Origin of the sequence: Rhizobium leguminosarum bv. viciae (genome assembly GCF_012276115.1) — a bacterium.
GTDB classification, from domain to species: Bacteria; Pseudomonadota; Alphaproteobacteria; order Rhizobiales; family Rhizobiaceae; genus Rhizobium; species Rhizobium leguminosarum_T.
In genome coordinates, this window is sequence record NZ_WIEU01000002.1 from 249294 (window position 1) to 263479 (window position 14186).

A 14186-nucleotide genomic window follows, 5' to 3' on the forward strand; every position below is an offset into this window, starting at 1 on the left:
TTTGAGTGGTAGCGTCTGTTCGATCAGCAGCGGTGAGAGGAGTGGCCCTCCCGCTTTTCCTGTTGCTCGCCTTTGCCGGGCACAGCCTTGCGAGTGACGCCCTCTCGACGCCCCCTGCCGACCCGCGAATATCGACCCATGAGGGTTTCGTGGACGAAAGGGCGTGCGCATCCTGCCACGCCGATCAGGCCGCGGCTTTTTCGAAATCCCACCATGCAAAGGCCATGGCGCTGGCTGACGGCGAAACGGTGCGCGGCGATTTCGACAATAGCAGGTTCGAACATAACGGCGTGGTCGCGACCTTCACCCGCCGCGACGGCCGCTTCTTCGTCGACACCGAGGGAGCGGACGGCAGCGAGGGCGAGTTCGAAGTCAAATATACCTTCGCCTACGAACCCCTCCAGCAGTACCTCGTCGACATCGGAGGCGGACGGCTGCAGGCTCTCGACATCGCCTGGGACACGGCCAGACGGCAGTGGTTCTGGCTGGGCAACGGCACCCCGGCCAAACCCGGATCGACCTATCATTGGACAGGTCCTTTCTATCGCTGGAACCGCACCTGCATCGATTGTCATTCGACCGATCCCCAGGCGAGGTTTCAACCGCAGACGAACGAATACAAGTCGACCTACGTCGCCACCAGCATCGGCTGTCAGTCCTGTCACGGCCCCGGAGCAAAGCACGTCGCTTCGGCGCAATCGGGCAATCTCTCATCCTCCGTCAAGCCGGATACAGGTCTGCCGGAAGTCGATGCTGGCATCTGTTTTGCCTGCCATGCCAGGCGCACCAAGCTACTGGACGGCTATCAACCGGGAAAGCCCTTTCTCGATTATTTTTCCCCTGCCCTGCTCCGGCAGGATCTTTATTTCCCGGACGGACAGATACTCGACGAGGTCTTCGAATATGGCTCGTTTCAGCAAAGCAAGATGGCAAGGGCGGGCGTCACCTGTCTCGACTGTCATCGGCCGCATGATGCCGGCCTCAAAGCCGAGGGCAATGCGCTATGCACGCAGTGCCACACAGAGACGAAGCCGGAGCGCTTCGTCCGGCAGGATCCGAGCGGGCTGTTCGATACTCCCGGTCATACCCACCATCAGGCTGGTTCGACCGGAGCGCAATGCGCCAACTGCCATATGCCGGAACGCAGCTACATGAAGGTCGATCCGCGCCGCGACCACTCCTTCGTCATCCCCCGGCCCGATCTGTCGGCCACCCTCGGAACGCCGAATGCGTGCACGACCTGCCATGTCGGCAAAACCGATGATTGGGCAGCCGAAACGATGGACAGATGGTATGGAACGCAATGGCGCAAACGCCCGTCGATCGCCCATGCCTTCACCGGAGCTGCGAACGGTGATCAAGCTGCGATAGAGGCTTTGCGCGCGCTGGTCAGCGATCAGGACCAGGCAGGAATAGTCAGGGGCAGCGCCATCGCCGCAATGAACGGGACTGGCGGCGCGGATATCACAGCCGACATTCAAACGGCCGCAACCGATGCAGATCCGCTCGTCAGGCTCGGTGCTGCGGAAGCGGCACGCAACATTCCACCGGAGCAGAGGCTGGATGCGATCGGCAAGCTGCTCGGCGATGAAACGCGTGCGGTGCGCGTTGCTGCCGCCAATGCACTCGCCGGCACTCCCCCCCATCTCTTCGGCAATCAGCAAGGCAGTTTCGAAGCCGCTGTCGCGGACCTGCGCGCCTATGTCGAAACCAATGCCGACGTCGCGGAAACACAAAGCAATTATGGCGTCTTCCTGTTCGCCCGACAGCGTACGGCAGAGGCGGAAGCCGCCTTCCGACGGGCGATTTCTCTCGACCCGACACTGGAGGCAATGCGCATCAATCTCGCCGAATTCTATCGCGCCTCCGGCCAGAACGACAGGTCGGAGCAGACGTATGCCGAAGCAATCCGGATGGCGCCCGACCGCGCGGATCTGCGTTACGGCCATGCGCTGTCCTTGGTGCGCAAACAGGCATTGACCAATGCCATAGTGGAACTCGAAGAGGCCGTGCGGCTCGATCCGCAGAACTCCCAGTACAAAACGACGTTTGCCGTCGCTCTCGATTCGGCTGGCCGGACGGGAGAGGCCCTAGACAGGCTTGGTGGCTGGGTCACGGGCGGAGATCCCGACATCATTGGTCTGGCGCTCCAATACAGTCTCAAGCTTCGACGCCTGCCGGAGGCGCTGAAATACGCGGAGGATCTGGCGCGACTGCGGCCTCAGGACCAGCAGATTTCAGGCCTCATCGGGCAGTTGAAGCAGGCGATCAACAAAAAATAGGTATTTGAGCTTGTCGAAATCTACTTCTCGCTGCACAGTGCCGACTCGGGACAGCAGTGCCGAGGCGACAAACGAGGTCGGGGGATTCTCATGAAAGCCATATACTTACGTGCCATTCTGTTGTTGGCGGGGATCTCCGCTGCGTCGGCCGGCAGCGCCGCCGATATCACGCCGCTCACGCCGGAAGCAAAAACGGTCGAGAGCCAGAGCGGGTGGGAATTCACCTTCGCGCCATATTTCTGGGCTGCCGGCATATCCGGCGATATTGGGCAGTTTGGGCTTCCGGAAGTTCATGTCGACGCGGATTTCGGCGATATTCTCGACAACCTCGACTTCGCCTTCATGGCGGCAGGCGAAGCGAGATACGATCGCTTCAGCATCGTCGGTGACGTGATCTACACCAAGCTCGGTGCCGACGCCGACACACCTGCCGGCATCCTTGCCGAGAGCGTCGATGTGACGTCGAAGACCTTCGCGGGATTTCTGGGCGTCGGTTACGCCGTGCTCGAAGACCAAAATGGCCACCTCGACGTGGTCGGTGGCATGAAGGTCTGGTCGGCCAAAACAGAGATCTCCTTCAATGGCGGCATTCTGGCCGGAGTGGATGTCGAAGACAGTGCCACATGGGTCGATGCCGTCGCCGGCCTCCGAGGAAACTACTTCTTCACGCCGCAAATCTATGTCACCGGATGGGGCCTGGTAGGCGCCGGCGGCGCCGATATCGACTGGGACGTGGCATTGGGCCTCGGCTACAAGTTCAACGATACTATCTCGGCGGTCGCCGGGTATCGTGCACTTGGCGTCAATTACGACAATGACGGGTTCGTCTTCGACGTCGTCCAGCAGGGCCCGATTATCGGGGTCGCCGTCCGGTTCTAACCGGCGGCGAGCTTCGTACTTTCAGTGCTGGTGTGCCCGCCTTGGGAAAGCAGGTGTGGTGCAGAAGCTGGAACGGCGACGCCACCAAAAAAACAGAGAGCCGCTTTAAAACGGTGGCTCATGATCAATCTTCTAAGAAGGTGGTAACGAATCCGAAGACGACAGAAACGTCACTCCATTTTCCGCAAAAGCAGCTGATACCCTAGCGACACGGAAAGTTCGATTGACCCGATTTGGGCTGCGACGCCATGTGATGCGCGAGCGAGCGCGTCATTGATCACGACTGCAAGCCGGTCCGCTTCGACCAGCCTGTTATCGCCCGTCAATCAAAGGCATGTCCTGTTGGAGCAGTGCTATCGAACCAATCCAAGATTGATGAGTTGGACACGTCGATTATCTGCCGCCGCTGGCTTGCCGGCATCGATCGGCCATTCCTTCCCCACGCCGATCGGATACAGACGATCGGCCGGGACCGCGAACGTCGTCGATAGCGCGTAAGCGATAGCATCGGCGCGTTCCTGACTGAGCTTCAAATTGTGCTTGGCGTCTCCCGTCGAACTCGTATGCCCTACGACGAGGAATTTGTAGCGAGAGAGATTGGGGTGATGCAATGCATCGGCAATCATCCCGATGGTGCGATAGGACTCCGTTTCGATTGCTGTGGAATCATTCTCGAAATCAATCTCGACAACAAGCTGCGAAAGCCGCGAGAGGTTCTGCCAATTCGGCAGGCTCGCGACACCCTTTCCCGCATTTGCGGTGACCTCCTCGGCCAACAAGGCGACGTCAACTTCGGGCGCGGCTTGGTTGAGTCGTGCCAACGTTCCTATCAGTTGCTTGTGGTCGACGACTTGTGCGTTGGTGTAGCCTGGTGCCAATAGCAAGCCAACCGCCACCAGTATTTGAACTCGGGCGAACATGGTTTTCCTCCTATCCCTTGATTCTAGCGCCATCCGGCGTCGGTAATTGCTTCATTGCATTTCCGGCTATCGACGCGGTCGGTTTCTATGAGGCAGGCCAGCACATTGCCGTCTCCGACGATGCCATTGCAGTACTGAGAGATGTCGTGACGGCAGATCTTGCTGTATGCCGCCTGCGCCTCTTGTCGCTGCTTGATCGACGCTATCACCCGCGAAAGTGTCGCAGTACACGTGGGAGACACCTTGGCCGCATTCGCTTCAATGCAGCTCTGAATGCCGCCGCCTCCGAGATTGACGCCTTTGCAGAGTTTCTTGATGTCTGCGCCGCAGTCCTTGGCGAGCACCGTCACGGCATCTGCATAGCTGATGGTGTCGGCACGGCCGACGCCGGCGTGGCTGATAAGGCCGGCGAACGTCGCGGCCGCAATCAATATGATCCTCTCTTGCATCATGGGGCAATCCGATCTTGGTGGTTGAAACCCTTTCATGCGGCCTGAGGACTTCGTCCGATGCAGCAGGCCTAGGAGGTTGTGGCCGGAGTCCGGGGCCCGTGTCTATTGCCCTTTGGGGAATCGTCTCGAACACTTAGGAAGATGCGACGGCTTGCTGACGAGGATCTATGTCAGCAGCGAAATGCGAATTCGAGTATCATGACCGCCTTCGCGCGTCGCATGAGCGGCAGGGCGTCTCCTGAAGACCGGCCTCGAATTTTTTGGGAATCAATCGATGTGGGCCGGCTCCAACTGGAAATGCGACTGTGGGTCGGCGCCGGAGAAGAGCAGGACGCCTCTCCATCTTTCGACGTTGCTCCCGACGAGGATGCCGGATTGCAATACCGCTATATCGCAGAGGATCTCTTTGCACGCTTCGATTTGCTTCCAGCTGCCATCCGGCCTTCCCTAAAGGGCAATGGCGGCGGGCGACGCCGCATGTCACACAGATGCTCATGAATTAGGAGATGAGCGAAATCGCAATGACTGCCGACGCGGCATTGACGATTTGATCGGATCTCCTTCCAGGCAATGGTTCATCGCCGTGGACAGGCAGATGCTCTGGCAGCGCAGGCAGTTGTCGACGCATTGCTGCGTCTCGCTGTCCAAATGCATTGTTATCTCCTTTGGCTATTGTGTCTGGTACGTGCCTGTGACGCTTGCCTCCTCCAGTGCGTGCTTCTTTGCCTCTGCCCACATCGTGCTTACGCCGGCGGCATCCGGGATCGAGAGCTTCGGCACATCGAGGGCGGCAAGGCGGAAGATGTAGCGATGAGGGCGGTCGCCGGGCGGCGGTTGCGGGCCGTCGTAACGGGCATTGCCGAAATCGTTCTTATAAAACCGCGGCGCTCGCTCCGGCGCTGTGTCGGCGCCTTCCGCAAGCGCAGTCCATTGCGCCGGGATATTGGCAATACCGCAGTGATGAAAAGTGCCGTTTGGAGCATCCGGATCCTCGACGACCAGAGCAAAGCTTCTGGTTTCATCGGGAGCGCCGCTCCAGGCGAGCGGCGGAAAGAGATTTTCGCCCGCCCGCGCATATTTGCTGGGGAGCGGCTGATCTTGCGCAAACCCTTTGCTGATCAATGTCAAAGCCATGCCGATTTCCTTTCCTTGTCAGGAAGGGCCGCTTCCTTTTTGTGCCCGCTTTCCTGATTGAGGCCCCGAACCAGTTTCGATCTTCACTCCGATGATCTGGGTCGGCCTTCAGCTCGGTTCCTTTCCGATAGGCTTCCTTGCCTGTTCATTCCGGTGCAGATCTGCCGCCACGTCGAACGCCTCGTCGGCATTCCGCGGTTTTCTCGCGTTTTTCGATAATGCGAAGTTGCTGCTCATGAGTCTTTCTGCCCGTCATGACATTTTTCCTTTCCCTAGCAGGCGTATGCCTTGCAATTCGGCGAATTTGCCCGCGGCCGATCGTTGTGGACGGCTCGGCTTTTCTAATCTCGTAGCCGAACCCGCAGGCGTTCTCATTGTTCCCTTGGAGTTGGAAGAATGGTGCTTCAGTTTCTGCGGGGCACTCTCGGATTCTCATGCCGCAGGAACATTCGGCTTTTGTCACCGGGCCTGTCACAGCTTTGCCGATAGGACTTTGATTTGCGGTTATTTGCAGCCCGCATCTTTCTCGTTTGCTCCCGGAACATCTTTGCGGGCCGGTGGTTTTCTTATTGGGCGACAGCCAGCAACGAAGCAGGAGAAAAGCCATGCCAAACCGTAACATAACGCCTTCGACACCCTCTCGAGGCCTCTATCCGCTGGGGCTTGATCCATTCACGTCGTTTCGTCGAGAAATCGACCGCCTATTCGACGGCTTTTTTGCCCCGACGGTCGATGCCGCCACCGCAAATACCGCTGGGAGTTTATGGCCGAGCGTTGACCTGCACGAAACCGATCAAGCGTATAATATCACCGCTGAATTGCCCGGCCTCGAGGAGAAAGATATCGAGGTCAATTTGCGCGACAACGCGGTTTCAATCAGCGGGGAGAAACGCTCCGAACATAAGGAAGAAGACGGCGGCCGCGCCTACACCGAACGTAGTTATGGCCGTTTTCAGCGAACCATTCCGTTGGATGTCGAGGTCGACACCGACAAGGTTCAAGCAAGCTTCAAGAATGGCGTACTGGCGATCGAGCTTCCGAAAAATCCCGCTGCAAAGGACAAGGCACGCCGTATAGAAGTAAAATCGCAATAGAGTGGTGGCCCGGCATCGCAGGCCGCTAGCGGGGCAGCTGCCCGCCGCGGACTCAGGCGGACAGGTGCTTCTCGATCTCGTTGAGCGGCAGGTTGACGAGTTTTCTGTCATGTTCTGCCGCGATCCGCTGCCTGATTCCTCATCAAATACTCTTCGAACAAGGCCGTGCGCCCACGGCTAATCTCACGGGTGTCTGCGCAGGCGGCCAAAGCGAAAACCATCTGATACCGCGGCGCGGACCATCATCATTTCTCCGATCGTCTCATGCGTCATGAGGCCGATGAGATGATCTGCGCCGTCAACGACAGCGATGGCCGGCACATTTCCCTGCCGCATCAATCGCAAGCTTTCTTCCAGGCTCTTGCGATGATGGATTTTTGGAATATCGACGCGCATCGCGCTTGCGACCGGCATGTCAGGGCCTTTGTCCTTCAACCCACGGATCATGTCGTCACGCGTCAGGAGGCCTTCAAAATGACCGGCAGAATCGACCACTGGAAATTCGCGTTGTGTTGTCGCAAGCAGCATCTCGATTGCCTCGTCGATACTCGCTGAACGATCGAGCCTTGCGAATTTGGTGACCATGACATCGCTGATCAAAACGCTGCCGGAGATCTCGCGGATCTGCGCATTCTGCGCCTCTGCCGCCGCGGCGAGATAGACGAAGATACCGACAAAGATCAGCAGCGGGTTATAAAGGAGGCCAATGAAACCAAAGACAAAGGCTAGCCCCTGACCGATCATCGCGGCAATCTGTGTCGCACGCGACCAGGTAAGACGCGAAGCGAGAGCGGCACGCAGCACCCGACCCCCGTCCATCGGAAAGGCGGGGATCATGTTGAAGAATACCAGAAAGATGTTGACGCCGGCGAGCCTCGTGAGGAAGCCGATCTTCGGGTCGTCGACTTCGATGATCTGCTCCACGCCCACCGATGCGCCGAGCACGAGAACGATCAGCCCGGCGATCACGAGATTGACCAGCGGACCGGCGATGGCAATCAGCAGTTCCTGATGTGGTTCTTCGGGCATGCGCTCAAGACGGGCGACACCCCCTATTGGCAGCAAGGTAATATCCGGCGTTTTGATCCCGAAGTAGCGCGCAGCGACAATATGGCCGAACTCGTGTAACACGACGCAGGCAAAGACGGATAGGATGAAGGCAATGCCCTCCCAGGCCGCCGGCGCGCCGCCGACCCGATAATGCGCAAGCCATATCCAGACGAGCAGGAGCGAGAAGGTGATATGAACGCGTATCACCGTGCCGCCGACCGTCCCGATCTTGAAAGACCATCCCATCAGGCACTCCCTTCCGTTCTGGTGAAGATTTCGGACGCAATCCCTGGCAGTAAAACGGCACGGCAAATTGGCTCTGACGCAGATTTGGTGCAATTCTCTCATGTCGAGCCGATCAGGCGGGCTTGAAGAAGATCAAGCTTTGCGCGACCGCACACCTGGCGCTTTACCAGCTTGAGCTTGGTGATCTGCCCCTCGGTTTGTCCGTTGGACTACGGTGAGACGATCGCTGCTCGGACTGCCTGTATGTCTTTCGCAACGCCATTGGCAAAGGAGGCAACCAGACTTTCGCGAGCGCGGTCGATCCACGATGCGAGCTCATTTTCCAATTTGCGCCGGATCATAAAATGGAAGTCGACAATGATATTGCAAGCGGCGACGAGCAAGGGAACGCCGCTTTCGATCGCGGCGATGGTGACGGTCTCGGATTTCGTCAGGTTGTCTCTGAATGCGGAACGGTCCGGCCGCTGCCATCGGGACGTAAAAGCGACACCGAGCGCGGCCGTCGCCTGATCTCAGCCCGCTTACTGAATAGTTCCTTAGATCGGAAATCGATTTAAGGATAAATTATGCAGCAGTTCAAACTGCTACGGCGTCCTTTGCGTGCCTGAAAAGACGCGCGGCGCTGTAGTAGCAAAAGCTCAACCTTCTTTTGCTATTGCTGGAGCCGATTGCGTTGGAGGTGATTTCGGCGATGAAAATTCCGACAGTGATGGTTCTGATGGCGGCCCTCCTGCAGCCGGTCTCAGCCTTCGGCGAGACCGAATGGATAGGCGGCGCGAGGCAATGGTCGGTCGGCTTTGGCAACGAGAGCCCGCACCCCTATTGCCGCCTGCTGTGGGACAGCGAGATCGGCAAGACCATCGAATTCCGCCAGAGCGCAACCGAGACGTTTTGGCTCGTCACCAAAAACACATGGGACATTCCGGCCGGCACCAAGACCGAGGTGACGCTGACCGACCGTATGGCGACGAAAGTGATCGCTGCCGATTTCTTCGACAAGAACACGCTTCGCCTCTGGGGTCCGGCCAGCAAGGGGAGCGTCGGCCTGAAGAAGATCATCAAGAATTCCTTTGCCGGAACGCCTGACGTGCAGATCAGCTTTGCCGGCGACGAAGGCGACTGGACGCTGCCGCTCTCGCGGGTGGAGCAGCTCTACCCGACCTTCGCCCAGTGCCTCAGACGTCTCGAGGCCGGCGAAAAGCCAAAGCAGAATTCCGAAACCCAACCGTTCTGAGGCCGATCATAGCGGCGGCGCAGTCTCGCGGATCAGGCTGCGGACAGCCTCGATATCGCCGTTGAGCGGCCGTTCGTCGCCATAATGGGATACATGTTCCCGCACAGCCCGATAGACAAGCTCCGTGCCTGCCGCCCGCGGCGCGGTGGCCGCCAGGAAGTCATGCGCCTGGGCCGCCGCCATCAATTCGATCGCCAGGATATATTCGGCATTGTCGATGACGGCGAGCAGCTTGCCGGCGGCGGCCGTCGGATGCGCGAGGAAATCTTCCTGCAGGCCCGAGGTCAGCCCGCCGTCCATGGCCGCCGGTGCGGCAAGGCGGCGGTTCTCGTTGCTGAGGGCGGCTGCGGTATATTGGGCGATCATCAAGCCGGAATGGCTGCCGGCGTCGCTGGCCAGAAACGGAGGCAGGCCGCTTATCAGCGGATTGACCAGCCGGTCCATGCGCCGTTCGCTGATCGCGCCGATCTGAGCGAGCGCAATCGCCAGGCTATCGGCTGCCTGCCCGAGCGCCGGGGCGACGGCATGCGCCTCGGAGCAGACGATCGGCTGTTCCGGCGTGCCTGAGACAGCCGGATTGTCGGTCACCGAGGCAAGCTCCTGATCGGCGATACGGGCGGAATTGTCGAAGACGTCGCGGGCGGCGCCATGCGCATGCGGCACCGAACGAAGGCTGAGCGCATCCTGCGTGCGCCGGCCAAATGCGGCGGCGACAAGGCCGCTGCCCTGAAGCCGCGCGCGCAGCGTCGCTCCCACTTTCTCTATTCCCGCCGATGGGCGCAGCGCCAGCACAGCCGCGTCGAAGGCGGCGATCTGGCAGCCCGCCGCTTCCAGCGTCAGGGCTGCGGTCGCATCGGCCCAGTCGAGCAGCCGCTCGGCGCGTGACAGTGCCACGGCGGTCAGGCCGGTGGCGCAGGCCGTGCCGTTGACAAGGCTCAAGCCCTCCTTGGCACCGAGCACCAGCGGCTCGAGGCCGATCGCAGCAAGCGCCTCGCGGCCGCTCATGCGCCGGCCGCCCAGGTGAGCGCTGCCTTCGCCGATCAGAACAAGCGCAATATGGGCATTGTGGACGAGATAACCGGCAGAGCCCTTGGATGGCACGTCGGGAATGCAATCATGTTCCAGCAGCGCCTCAAGATGCTCGACGATCTCGCGCCGCACGCCGGAATGGCCATGGGCGAAATTGGCGATCTCAGCGGCGATGATGGCGCGCACCTCGCGGGCTGGCAGCAATGGCCCGACGCCGCAGGCATGGCTGAGCACGATGCTGCGCGACAACAGGCTCTGCGAGGCCCGATCGACGACGGTATCCGCCAGCGCCCCGACACCGGTATTGACGCCATAGGCGCGCACGCCGGTCTCGACGATGCGCGCAACGATGCGGCTTGCCTGCTCGACCCGCCCCCAGGCGGTCGACGACAGCGCAAGCGCTTCCCCTGCCCCGACGCGCGCGACATCGCGCCAGGTCAGCACGGTATCGATCGTGATCGTCATTGACCGCTTCCGAAATGGCCGATGAACTGGCGGAAAGCCGGTGTCGCACCGCCGGTGAACATCTCGTCCGGCTTGCCGCTGCTTTCGATCAGCCCTTCGCGCATGAAGACGACGCGGTTCGAGACGTTACGGGCAAAGCTCATCTCGTGGGTAACGACCAGCATGGTCATGCCTTCCTCGGCAAGCGCCCGCATGACGCGCAGCACCTCGCCGACAAGCTCCGGATCGAGCGCCGAAGTCGGCTCGTCGAACAGCATCACCTTCGGCTTCATCGCCAGCGCGCGGGCGATTGCCGCGCGCTGCTGCTGGCCGCCGGAAAGATGGGCCGGATAGGCATGACGTTTGTCGGCGATGCCGACCTTTTCAAGCAGCGCTTCGGCCTCGGCGATGCAGTCGGCGCGCGGCCGCTTCAACACATGGATCGGACCTTCGATGACGTTCTGCAGGATCGTCATGTGGGACCAGAGATTGAAGGACTGGAACACCATGCCGAGTTCCGAGCGGATATGGTCCACCTGCTTCTGGCTGGCCGGCTTGCTTCGCCCGCCCTTGTGCACCATGCGGACCTCCTCGCCGTCGACCCAGATCTCGCCGTCGCTGGCGGTTTCGAGCATATTGATGCAGCGCAGAAAGGTCGACTTGCCGGAGCCGGAGGCGCCGAGCAGCGAAATCACGTCACCGTCTTCCGCATCGAGGGAAATGCCGCGCAAGACCTCGTGCGTGCCGAAGCTCTTGCGGATATTGCGGACCGATAGTCGGGTTACGCCTGGCATGGGTGCTCCAATCGGGTCAAAAACTGCTACGCCTTCAGCGCCTGCGAGGCCGCGCGGCGGTGTCGGGAGAGCGAATATTCGAGCAGAGCCATGCCCTGCAGGATGATGAAGTTGAGAACGAGATAGATGATCGCCGCACAGAGAAAGACTTCCATCGTGCGGTAGGTCTGCGAGATCAGCCGCTGGGCGACGCCGGTCACCTCCCAGACGGTGACGAGGCTTGCGAGCGCCGTCGACTTCATCATCAGCACGATCTCGGTGGAATAGGCCGGCAGCGCATGGCGGAAGGCGATCGGCGCCAGGATACGGCGGACCAGCAGGAAGCCGGACATGCCGATCGAGCGCGCCGCTTCGATCTCCTTCGGCGAGACGGCGCGAATGCCGCCACGGAAGATCTCCGCCGTATAGCCGGCGGTGCAGAGCGCCAGCGACAGCACGGCGCAGACCATCGGCTCGCGCAGGAACGGCCAGAGGAAGGAATAGCGGATGAAGCCGAACTGGCCAAGGCCGTAGAACACCAGGAACATCTGGATCAGCAGCGGCGAGCCGCGGAAGATGAAGATATAACCCTTGGCGAAGCTCGTAAGCACCGGGTTGCCGCTGGTCCGCATCCAGACGATGACGAGCGCCAGCAAGCCGCCTGAGATGATCGACAGCGAAAACAGGATGAGCGTCGTCGGTACGGCCTTGAGCAGGGTGACCAGGGTCGAGGCGATGAAGGTAAAATCCATTGTCGCCTCCTTACGCCTGGCCCATGGCCGATGCCGGCATGCTACGGTTGGCGCGGCGCTCCGCCCCGTTGAAGATGCGGTCTGAAAGGCTGGTCAGGATGAGATAGAGGCAGCCGCCGGCGATGAAGAACAGGAAATACTGCCGGGTCGAGCCTGCCGCCACCTGGCTGGTTCGCATCAGCTCGGCAAGGCCGGTGACGGAGATCAGCGCCGAATCCTTGAGACTGAGCTGCCAAACGTTACCGAGGCCGGGAATGGCGAGGCGAAACACCTGCGGCATGATGATGCGGCGAAGGCGCATGCCACGATGCATGCCGATTGCCGAGGCGGCTTCGAGCTCGCCCTTGGAGATGGCAAGGAAGGCGCCGCGGAACACCTCCGCCTGGTAGGAGCCGGAGATGATGCCGACGGCAAGCGCGCCTGCGATAAAGGAGGGCAAGCCGAGGAAGCCCTCGTAACCCATTGCCTTGCCGATCGCGGTGACGGCCGAGGAGCCGCCGAAATAGATGAGATAGATGATCAACAGTTCGGGCACGCCACGAAACACGGTCGTATAGACGTTGCCGAGCGTGATGAGGATAAGATTGCCGGAGAGTTTCGCCGCCGCGACGATCGCGCCGAGCACCGCGCCGATCGCCAGCGCCGTTGCCGTGACGGCCAGCGTCATCAAGGTGGCGGCAATGAGCAGCGCGCCCCATCCCGTCGAGCCGAAGCCAAGCAGTTCCAAACTTGCCATATCGTCCGTTCCCCGTCCGTGGCAGTGTTTTGCGGATTGACACAAGAGCATGATGCCGAAAAGTGTCAGCGGTTTTCGGACGACATCATGCTCTAACTCTTTTATTTAGAACAGGATTCAGATTTTAGGCCGACCGGCCTAAAATCATCCTGATCGAGCATGCTGTCTCCGGCGATAAAGCCGGAGACAGGTGTTTGCGGCCGAAAGGCCGAAACGCCTATTCCTGCGGGCTGACGTCGACCTTGAACCACTTCATCGAGAGGTTCTTGACCGTGCCGTCTGCAAGCGTCGACTTGATCGCTTCGTTGAACTTGTCGCGCAGGTCGGTATCGGCCTTGCGGATGCCGAGGCCTTCGCCCTCGCCCCAGATCGAGCCGACGATTTCGGGGCCGGTGAAGGCGAGCGTGTCGTTGGCGGCCTTAAACGCGTTGGCGAAATAGACGGCGTCGTCGAAGCCGAGGTCGATACGGCCGTTCTGCAGGTCGAGGTCGCGATCGGCGCCGGTCTTGTATTCGCGGATCTCGGCAATGTCGCCGAAATTGTCATAAACGAACTTGGCGTAGACGGTTGCTGCCTGGATGCCGATCGTCTTGCCCTTGAAGGCGGCCTTCAGCGCGTCGATTTCCGACACGCCGGTCTGGCCGGGCGTCATCTTGATCGTGGCGCCGGTGCCGGCGGCGTTTGCCAGCGGGCTGTCCTTGGCGGTAGCGAAAGCAGCAGGCGTGGCGGCATAGGGAATGGTGAAACCAATCACCTGCTTGCGCTCCTCAGTGATCGACAGCGCATCCATGATGACGTCGAACTTGCCGGCGTTGAGCGCCGGGATCATGCCGTCCCAATCGGAGGCGACGAGCGTGCACTCGATCTTGGCGCGTTCGCACAGCACCTTGGCGAGTTCCGGCTCGAAGCCGCCGAGCGTGCCGTCGGCATTGGTGAGGTTCCAGGGCGCATAGGCGCCTTCGAGAGTAATAGTCGCCTTCGTCCAGTCCTTGGAAAAGGCAGGCGCGGCGAAGGCGGAAAATGCCGCCACGCCACAAAGCAGGATTGCGCTGAATTTCATTTGTGAATTCTCCTCTGGAGTTGAAACAGACCTTGCGGCACCACGGCCGATCTTCGCCGGCTTGCCCTTTCTTGTCCTATTTTTCTCAAAGGACCGATTGG

The 14186-nt window shown here is 60.2% G+C and carries 15 protein-coding genes and 1 pseudogene; 6 read left to right on the top strand and 10 right to left on the bottom strand.

All coding sequences use genetic code 11. The features are described from left to right. The first annotated feature begins 5 nt into the window (after window positions 1–5). Both GFM02_RS04420 and GFM02_RS04425 read left to right on the top strand, forming a co-directional pair. Complete coding sequence (locus GFM02_RS04420) at window positions 6–2282, top strand: tetratricopeptide repeat protein (protein WP_168320929.1); 2277 nt, start codon at window positions 6–8, stop codon at window positions 2280–2282. 90 nt (window positions 2283–2372) lie between these two features. After that, window positions 2373–3161 (top strand): DUF481 domain-containing protein, encoded by a 789-nt coding sequence (locus GFM02_RS04425; protein WP_168320930.1) that lies wholly within the window; start codon window positions 2373–2375, stop codon window positions 3159–3161. A 353-nt stretch (window positions 3162–3514) separates the two neighbouring features. On the opposite strand, the gene GFM02_RS04430 is transcribed toward GFM02_RS04425, so the two are convergent. Beyond that, window positions 3515–4081 carry an OmpA family protein gene (locus tag GFM02_RS04430; protein WP_168320931.1) on the bottom strand — a complete coding sequence of 189 codons (567 nt, stop codon included), beginning with the start codon at window positions 4079–4081 and terminating at the stop codon, window positions 3515–3517. A 23-nt stretch (window positions 4082–4104) separates the two neighbouring features. Beyond that, window positions 4105–4533 (bottom strand): hypothetical protein, encoded by a 429-nt coding sequence (locus tag GFM02_RS04435; RefSeq protein WP_020052995.1) that lies wholly within the window; start codon window positions 4531–4533, stop codon window positions 4105–4107. A 198-nt stretch (window positions 4534–4731) separates the two neighbouring features. On the opposite strand from GFM02_RS04435, the gene GFM02_RS04440 reads away from it, so the two are divergent. Next, window positions 4732–5031: a hypothetical protein gene (locus GFM02_RS04440; RefSeq protein WP_168320932.1), complete on the top strand. Its 300-nt coding sequence runs from the start codon at window positions 4732–4734 to the stop codon at window positions 5029–5031. A 171-nt stretch (window positions 5032–5202) separates the two neighbouring features. Here the strand turns inward: GFM02_RS04440 and GFM02_RS04445 are convergent, their stop codons facing one another. Further along, the gene (locus GFM02_RS04445) at window positions 5203–5667 is read right to left on the bottom strand and encodes a YbhB/YbcL family Raf kinase inhibitor-like protein (RefSeq protein ID WP_168266931.1); all 465 of its coding nucleotides are present in this window, start codon (window positions 5665–5667) and stop codon (window positions 5203–5205) included. 605 nt (window positions 5668–6272) lie between these two features. Here GFM02_RS04445 and GFM02_RS04450 point away from each other — a divergent pair. Next, window positions 6273–6761, top strand: a complete 489-nt coding sequence (locus GFM02_RS04450; protein ID WP_168306699.1) for an Hsp20/alpha crystallin family protein — start codon at window positions 6273–6275, stop codon at window positions 6759–6761. Window positions 6762–6944: 183 nt separating this feature from the next. On the opposite strand, the gene GFM02_RS04455 is transcribed toward GFM02_RS04450, so the two are convergent. Together GFM02_RS04455 and GFM02_RS35695 are read right to left on the bottom strand one after the other, a co-directional pair. Beyond that, window positions 6945–8057 carry a site-2 protease family protein gene (locus tag GFM02_RS04455; RefSeq protein ID WP_168320933.1) on the bottom strand — a complete coding sequence of 371 codons (1113 nt, stop codon included), beginning with the start codon at window positions 8055–8057 and terminating at the stop codon, window positions 6945–6947. Between the two features lie 98 nt (window positions 8058–8155). Then, window positions 8156–8500, bottom strand: a pseudogene (locus tag GFM02_RS35695) (transposase); the annotation flags it as partial. Here GFM02_RS35695 and GFM02_RS04460 point away from each other — a divergent pair. Further along, complete coding sequence (locus GFM02_RS04460) at window positions 8402–8614, top strand: hypothetical protein (protein WP_155247568.1); 213 nt, start codon at window positions 8402–8404, stop codon at window positions 8612–8614. The pseudogene GFM02_RS35695 and the gene GFM02_RS04460 overlap by 99 nt on opposite strands. Before the next feature lie 134 nt (window positions 8615–8748). After that, the gene (locus GFM02_RS04465; protein WP_168320934.1) at window positions 8749–9291 is read left to right on the top strand and encodes a hypothetical protein; all 543 of its coding nucleotides are present in this window, start codon (window positions 8749–8751) and stop codon (window positions 9289–9291) included. 6 nt (window positions 9292–9297) lie between these two features. Here GFM02_RS04465 and GFM02_RS04470 read toward each other — a convergent pair whose 3' ends face one another. The 5 genes from GFM02_RS04470 to GFM02_RS04490 all read right to left on the bottom strand — a co-directional run bounded on the left by GFM02_RS04470 (window position 9298) and on the right by GFM02_RS04490 (window position 14085). Further along, window positions 9298–10785: an HAL/PAL/TAL family ammonia-lyase gene (locus tag GFM02_RS04470; protein ID WP_168320935.1), complete on the bottom strand. Its 1488-nt coding sequence runs from the start codon at window positions 10783–10785 to the stop codon at window positions 9298–9300. After that, complete coding sequence (locus tag GFM02_RS04475) at window positions 10782–11558, bottom strand: ABC transporter ATP-binding protein (RefSeq protein WP_003548676.1); 777 nt, start codon at window positions 11556–11558, stop codon at window positions 10782–10784. Before GFM02_RS04475 ends, GFM02_RS04470 begins: the two co-directional genes overlap by 4 nt. Before the next feature lie 26 nt (window positions 11559–11584). Beyond that, entirely contained in the window at window positions 11585–12289 is a 705-nt protein-coding gene (locus GFM02_RS04480) for an ABC transporter permease (RefSeq protein WP_168320936.1), read from the bottom strand. A gap of 10 nt (window positions 12290–12299) precedes the next feature. Beyond that, complete coding sequence (locus GFM02_RS04485) at window positions 12300–13025, bottom strand: ABC transporter permease (protein ID WP_077980242.1); 726 nt, start codon at window positions 13023–13025, stop codon at window positions 12300–12302. A 217-nt stretch (window positions 13026–13242) separates the two neighbouring features. Beyond that, window positions 13243–14085, bottom strand: coding sequence for a transporter substrate-binding domain-containing protein (locus tag GFM02_RS04490; RefSeq protein ID WP_020052984.1), 843 nt, complete (start codon window positions 14083–14085; stop codon window positions 13243–13245). Between the last annotated feature and the right edge of the window lie 101 nt (window positions 14086–14186).